6 protein-coding genes are annotated in these 6721 nt (G+C 62.2%); 4 read left to right on the plus strand and 2 right to left on the minus strand.

Annotated elements, in window-relative coordinates; all coding sequences use genetic code 11:
• Positions 1 to 174 precede the first annotated feature (174 nt).
• The 4 genes from J5M57_RS23105 to pcaC are packed head-to-tail and all read left to right on the plus strand — an operon-like array spanning position 175 to position 4086.
• A complete protein-coding gene (locus J5M57_RS23105) occupies positions 175 to 1470 on the plus strand; it encodes an MFS family transporter (RefSeq protein WP_041070509.1) in 1296 nt (431 codons plus the stop codon).
• A gap of 45 nt (positions 1471 to 1515) precedes the next feature.
• Entirely contained in the window at positions 1516 to 2880 is a 1365-nt protein-coding gene (locus tag J5M57_RS23110; RefSeq protein WP_207847043.1) for a 3-carboxy-cis,cis-muconate cycloisomerase, read from the plus strand.
• Between the two features lie 11 nt (positions 2881 to 2891).
• Complete coding sequence (pcaD, locus tag J5M57_RS23115) at positions 2892 to 3683, plus strand: 3-oxoadipate enol-lactonase (protein ID WP_169841116.1); 792 nt, start codon at positions 2892 to 2894, stop codon at positions 3681 to 3683.
• Between the two features lie 10 nt (positions 3684 to 3693).
• Positions 3694 to 4086, plus strand: a complete 393-nt coding sequence (gene pcaC, locus J5M57_RS23120; RefSeq protein WP_003222417.1) for a 4-carboxymuconolactone decarboxylase — start codon at positions 3694 to 3696, stop codon at positions 4084 to 4086.
• 107 nt (positions 4087 to 4193) lie between these two features.
• Here pcaC and J5M57_RS23125 read toward each other — a convergent pair whose 3' ends face one another.
• On the minus strand, positions 4194 to 5000 hold the full coding sequence (locus J5M57_RS23125) for a methyltransferase domain-containing protein (protein WP_207847040.1): 807 nt from the start codon (positions 4998 to 5000) through the stop codon (positions 4194 to 4196).
• Between the two features lie 283 nt (positions 5001 to 5283).
• Entirely contained in the window at positions 5284 to 6543 is a 1260-nt protein-coding gene (locus J5M57_RS23130; protein ID WP_207847038.1) for an OprD family porin, read from the minus strand.
• Positions 6544 to 6721: the final 178 nt, after the last annotated feature.

The following is a 6721-nucleotide window of genomic DNA, read 5'->3' on the forward strand; positions in this document are numbered from 1 at the left end:
GTAGGAGTGAGCCTGCTCGCGATCGCGGTGTGTCAGATTTAAATGGTCCGAATGACACACCGCCATCGCGAGCAGGCTCACTCCTACAAGAGAACGGTGTTGCTGATCCAATGTGGAACGGGACTGTTGCGAAGTGTGTCTAGACTCTCACCTGTCCCTTCAGAGTAAAAAACAATGACAACTACCACCGCTCATTACACCGGCGAGGAGCGCAGCAAGCGCATCTTCGCCATTGTCGGTGCCTCGTCCGGCAACCTGGTCGAATGGTTCGACTTCTATGTCTACGCCTTTTGCGCGATCTATTTCGCCCCGGCGTTTTTCCCTTCCGACAACCCCACGGTGCAACTGGTCAACACGGCCGGGGTGTTCGCCGCCGGGTTCCTGATGCGCCCGATTGGCGGCTGGATTTTCGGGCGGCTGGCGGACAAGAAGGGCCGCAAGACTTCGATGATGATTTCGGTGCTGATGATGTGCTTCGGCTCGCTGCTCATCGCCTGTTTGCCGACGTATGCCAGCATCGGTGTCTGGGCGCCGCTGCTGTTGCTGTTCGCGCGTCTGCTGCAAGGCTTGTCGGTAGGTGGCGAGTACGGCACCACAGCGACCTACATGAGTGAAGTCGCGCTCAAGGGGCAGCGCGGGTTCTTCGCCTCGTTCCAGTACGTGACCCTGATCGGCGGGCAACTGCTGGCGGTGTCGCTGGTGGTGATCCTGCAGCAGTTCCTCAGCGAAGACGAACTGCGCGCTTACGGCTGGCGGATTCCGTTTGTGGTCGGTGCGGTGGCGGCGGTGATTTCGCTGTTCCTGCGCCGTTCGTTGAAAGAAACCACCAGCAAGGAAATGCGCGAGAACAAGGACGCCGGCAGCATCCGTGCGCTGTTCCGCGATCACAAGGCGGCGTTTATCACCGTGCTCGGTTACACCGCCGGCGGCTCGCTGATTTTCTACACCTTTACCACCTACATGCAGAAATACCTGGTGAACACCGCCGGCATGCACGCCAAGACCGCCAGCTACATCATGACCGGCGCGCTGTTCCTGTATATGTGCATGCAGCCGCTGTTCGGCATGCTCGCCGACAAGATCGGCCGACGTAATTCGATGCTCTGGTTCGGTGCGCTTGGCACGTTGTTCACGGTGCCGATCCTGTTGAGCCTGAAAAGCATCAGCAGCCCGATCCTGGCTTTTGTGCTGATCACCGTGGCGCTGGCGATTGTCAGTTTCTACACCTCGATCAGCGGCCTGGTGAAAGCCGAAATGTTCCCGCCGGAAGTCCGCGCCCTCGGCGTCGGTCTGGCTTACGCGGTGGCCAACGCGATCTTCGGCGGTTCGGCCGAATACGTGGCCCTGAGCCTGAAGGCCGGGGGCATGGAAAACGCTTTCTACTGGTACGTGACGGTGATGATGGCGGTGGCGTTCCTGTTCAGCCTGCGCCTGCCGAAACAGGCGGCGTACTTGCATCACGATCTGTAAACCCTGTGCGCGGGCCGCGTTGGCCCGCGCCGGCAAGGACTGTTTATGACTCAGCGACCGGGCAATCAATTGTTCGATGCCTACTTCACTGCCCGCGATATGCGCCAGGTGTTCTGCGATCAGGGCCGGGTGCAGGCGATGCTCGACTTCGAAGCGGCGCTGGCCCGGGCCGAGGCGCGGGTCGGGGTGATTCCGGCGTCCGCCGTTGCCCCGATAGCCGGCGCATGCGACGCCAGCCTGTATGACTTCGCGGCGCTCGGTGAAGCCATTGCCACGGCGGGCAATTCGGCGATTCCACTGGTCAAGGCGCTCGGCAAGCAGATTGCTGCGACCGACGCCGAGGCCGAGCGTTATGTGCACCTGGGCGCCACCAGTCAGGACGTGATGGATTCCGGGCTGGTCCTGCAATTGCGTCAGGCCCTGGCGTTGATCGAGCGCGATCTGGCAGACCTCGCCGATTCGCTCGCCACTCAAGCCAAACGTCATGCGGCGACGCCACTGGCCGGACGCACTTGGCTGCAACACGCGACACCGGTGACCCTCGGGATGAAAATCGCCGGTTGGCTCGGCGCGGTGACCCGCAGCCGTCAGCGTTTGCGTGAACTCAAGCCACGGCTGCTGGTGCTGCAGTTTGGCGGTGCGTCCGGCACGCTGGCGGCGCTCGGCGAGCAAGCCTTGCCGATTGCCCAGGCCCTGGCCGAAGAACTGCAACTGACGCTGCCCGAGCAACCGTGGCACACCCAGCGTGATCGCATCGTCGAGTTCGGCGCCGTCCTCGGGTTGATCGCCGGCAGCCTCGGCAAATTGGGGCGCGACGTCAGTCTGTTGATGCAGACCGAAGCGGCGGAAGTGTTCGAGCCGTCGGCGCCGGGCAAGGGCGGTTCGTCGACCATGCCGCACAAGCGCAATCCGGTGGGCGCGGCGGTGTTGATCGGCGCGGCGACCCGGGTCCCGGGGCTGGTCTCGACGCTGTTCAGCGCCATGCCTCAGGAGCACGAACGCAGCCTTGGCTTGTGGCATGCCGAATGGGAAACCCTGCCGGAAATCTGCTGCCTGGTGTCCGGTGCGCTGCAACAGGCGCGCCTGCTGGCCGATGGTCTGGAAGTCGATGCCGAACGCATGGCGCGCAATCTCGAGTTGACCCAAGGGCTGGTGCTGGCCGAAGCGGTGAGCATCGTCCTCGCCCAGCGGGTCGGGCGCGACACCGCGCATCACTTGCTCGAACAATGCTGCAAACGCGCGGTGGCCGAGCAACGCCATCTGCGCGGGGTACTCGGCGACGAGCCGCAAGTGACTGCCGAACTGAGCAGCGCTGAACTGGATCATCTGCTCGACCCCGCGCATTACCTCGGCCAGGCGCACGTCTGGGTCGAGCGCGCAGTGGCCGAACACAACGCTTTGACTGTCTGAAGGAGAGGGCTGTGGCTTTCGTTCAACTCGCCGATGGCGAACTGCACTATCAATTGGATGGGCCGGCCGAGGCGCCGGTGCTGGTGCTGTCCAACTCGCTGGGCACCGATCTGCACATGTGGGACGCGCAGATGCCGGCGTTCACCGAACAATTCCGGGTGCTGCGTTTCGACACCCGCGGTCACGGCCAGTCGTTGGTGACACCAGGCCCGTACAGCATCGAGCAACTGGGCCGGGATGTGCTCGGCTTGCTCGATGCGTTGCACATCGAACGCGCGCATTTCTGCGGATTGTCGATGGGCGGCCTGATCGGTCAGTGGCTGGGGATCAATGCCGGTCACCGTCTGCACAAACTGATCGTGTGCAACACCGCCGCGAAGATCGGCGACCCGTCGGTGTGGAATCCGCGCATCGAAACCGTGTTGCGCGACGGCCCGGCGGCGATGCTCGCGCTGCGCGATGCGTCGATTGCCCGCTGGTTCACCCCGGACTTTTCGGCGGCCAATCCGGCCGCTGCGAAGAAGATTACCGACATGCTCGCGGCGACTTCGCCTGAAGGTTATGCGGCCAATTGCGCGGCGGTGCGTGATGCCGATTTCCGTGAGCAACTGGCCTCGATCAACCTGCCGCTACTGGTGATCGCCGGCACTGAAGACGCGGTGACGCCACCGTCCGGCGGGCATTTCATTCAGGAGCATGTGCGCGGCGCCGAGTACGCCGAGTTCTACGCCGCGCACCTGTCCAACGTGCAGGCCGGTGCCGATTTCAGCGATCGTGTGTTGGCGTTTTTGAACGCTCAGTGAGGGAAAGTCTGTGGACGAGAAACAACGTTACGACGAAGGCCTGCAAGTCCGCCGCGCGGTATTGGGCGATGCCCACGTCGATCGCAGCCTGAATGCGCTGACCGAGTTCAACTCGGAGTTCCAGGAGATGATCACCCGCCACGCCTGGGGCGACATCTGGACCCGCCCGGGCCTGCCGCGACACACCCGTAGCCTGATCACCATCGCCATGCTGATCGGGATGAACCGCGAGGCCGAGCTGAAACTGCATTTGCGCGCCGCGGCGAACAACGGCGTGAGCCGGGGCGAGATCAAGGAAGTGATCATGCAGAGTGCGATCTATTGCGGGATTCCGGCGGCGAATGCGACGTTTCATCTGGCCGAATCGGTGTGGGATGAGCTGGGTGTCGAATCCCGGGAGTGAACATTAGATTCAACGGATCGTCCGATCGCGGCTCGGGCCTGTGGCAGCTTCTGCATTTGGAATGCGTTTCCCTGTAGGAGCTGCCGCAGGCTGCGATCTTTTGATCTTCAAACGCTGGCGACAATGAAAATCCGCTTGAACGGAAACAGCGTCTGCCCGTTTTTCTCCGGCGGATAATGCTCATGCACGCGCATTAGGAAGTGGTAGATAAACCGCGCCTGCTCCTGCAACGTCAGCGCCTGCATCACCGGCCGCAGCGCCGAGACTTTCACCCAGTCATAGATCGGTGACTTGCCGCCGACCACCTGCAATTGCTCGGTTTCCCAGATGTCCAGCGACGTGGTCAGCGGCGCCAGCAAGCGGTAGTAATCCTCCAATGCCAACAACGGCCGCGCCGCCATGCGCTGGCGCAGTTCTGGTGTGCCGAGAGGGGGGTGTCCACGGCCGGGCTCGTCGAGGGTCTCGAGCATCAGTCGATACCACCGCGCATCGCGCCAGTCCGGCATGTGCGCCGCCAGACAGCCGCCGGGGTTTAGATGCCCCAGCAGGCGCGGCAGCAGTCGTTGATGATCGCCAATGAAATGCAGCACCGCCGCCGCGAGCAGCAGGTCGGCGGGTTGTTCGGGTTTCCAGTCGAGCAGGTCGCATTCTTTCCATAACGCGTTGATCGGCAGGCAACGAGCCTCGTCGAGCATCTGTGCGGAGCTGTCGACCCCATGCAACTGCGCACGCGGCCAGCGCTCGGCCAGCAGTTGCGTGGCGATGCCGGTGCCGCAACCCAGGTCGTAAATGCGTTTGGGGAAGTCCAGTTCGACGCGGTCGAGCAATTCATTGACCGGGCGCTGGCGTTGACGGGAAAACTGCTGGTACGCCTTGGCGTCCCAGTCGGGTGCAGCCTTGAGTAGATTGATCATGAGGTGGTCCTCCGATGATCAGCAGTGTCTTCCGATGACAATCTGGCCAAAGCTTGAGGACCAACAACTACAGATAACGGAAGCGGGGAAGGTGTGGCGCCTGAGTCCTTCAGGTAATTTCTACTCTATCCGAGGCCCGGCGAAGTGCCACAGATCCTGACGGATGGCTCTCTGATATTCCCTTACCTGTAGGTGCTGCCGCAGGCTGCGATCTTTTGCTTTTAAAAAGCACAAGACCGTAGCCTGCGGCAGCGCCTACAGATAATCCGGGGCCATTCTCGAATCAGAGCAAGCTGATCGGATAACTGATGATCAGACGGTTCTCGTCGAACTCGTTGTTGCTGAAGTCACGCCGCATGGTCGAGTTGCGCCAGCGCACGTTCAGGTCGCGCAAGGTGCCGCTCTGCACGGTGTAGCCCAGTTCCGATTCGCGCCCCCATTCCTTGCCGTCGGTGATGGTCCCGGTGTGCACGTTGTCGCCGCTGATGTAGCGGTTCATCAGGGTCAGGCCGGGGATGCCCATGGCGGCGAAGTTGTAGTCGTGGCGCACCTGCCATGAACGCTCTTGCGCGTTGTCATAGCTGGCGTTGTAGCTGTCGTTGGCCAGGGTGCCGCCGCTGGTGCCGTTGACGCGCATCCAGGCGCTGTCGCCAGTGAGTTTTTGCAGGCCGACGTAGAAGGTGTTGCCGCCGTACCGGGCGGAGAACATTCCCGACCAGGTTTTGTTGTCGAGTACGCCGGCGCGGGCGCTGCCGTCGTCCTTGCCATAGAAGAAGCCGAGGTTGGCGCCCAGGGTCCAGTCGCCCAGTGGCTGGCTGTGGATCAGGTTGACGTATTGCTGGCTGTAGATGTCCTTGAGCTCGGCGTTCCATAGGCCGATCTGCGTGCGCTTTTCGTTGAACTGGTATTCAGCACCCTGAAAGTTGAAGCGATCGGAGGTGAACGCCGGTTTACCGAACATCGACATGTCGCTCATGCTGCTGTCGTCGCGCGGGCTGTTGGCGCGGAACTGCCCGCCGTAAAGCGTCAGGCCGTCGATCTCCCTGGAGGTGATCTGGCCGCCACGGAAGGTTTGCGGCAGCGAACGCCCGTCATCCGAACGCAGGATCGGCAGCACCGGCATCCATTCGCCGACCTTGATTTCGGTCTGCGACAACTTGGCCTTGAACGCCACGTTGGTGCGGCCGAACGTGTCCGCCGGGCGCCCGTCGTGATCCAGCGGCAGCAGTTGGGTGCCGCCGGTGCCTTTGCCGCCATCGAGTTTGACCGAATACAGACCGAGCACGTCCATGCCGAAGCCGACGGTGCCTTGAGTGAAACCGGATTTGGCGTCGAGGATGAAGCTCTGCGTCCACTCTTCAGCCTTGCCCTGCGCCTTGGTCGGGTTGGTGAAGTTGCGGTTGATGTAGAAGTTGCGCAGGTTCAGGTTGGCCTTCGCCCCTTCGAGGAAACCGGCTTCTTCGGCGGCGGCGGGCAGGGCGACGCCGGTCAGGGCCAAGGCGATCAGGCCGGGAAATGCGTACGGCGCAATTGGATGAGTCATCGCAGGGTCTCTTGTTATTTTTTTGGGGTCGAACGGGGCCGTTGCCGCCATTTTCGGGGCAGGCAAGAGCTTGCAGAATCTGTGATGAAGCGGCGGCGATCAGCCGGACGGGACAGGGCGCGGGAACATGGTGTCGAACCTGTTGTTATTGGTTTTGTGGATCGAATGGTGCGGGGGG

The organism is Pseudomonas sp. 86_A, assembly GCF_017491705.1.
Classification (GTDB): Bacteria; Pseudomonadota; Gammaproteobacteria; order Pseudomonadales; family Pseudomonadaceae; genus Aquipseudomonas; species Aquipseudomonas koreensis.

Excerpts from the sequence above, each read along its gene's own strand:
- J5M57_RS23105 (WP_041070509.1), top strand. The coding sequence starts at position 175 with ATGACAACTACCACCGCTCATTACACCGGCGAGGAGCGCAGCAAGCGC.
- J5M57_RS23125 (WP_207847040.1), bottom strand. The coding sequence starts at position 5,000 with ATGATCAATCTACTCAAGGCTGCACCCGACTGGGACGCCAAGGCGTAC.
- J5M57_RS23110 (WP_207847043.1), top strand. The coding sequence starts at position 1,516 with ATGACTCAGCGACCGGGCAATCAATTGTTCGATGCCTACTTCACTGCC.
- J5M57_RS23130 (WP_207847038.1), bottom strand. The coding sequence starts at position 6,543 with ATGACTCATCCAATTGCGCCGTACGCATTTCCCGGCCTGATCGCCTTG.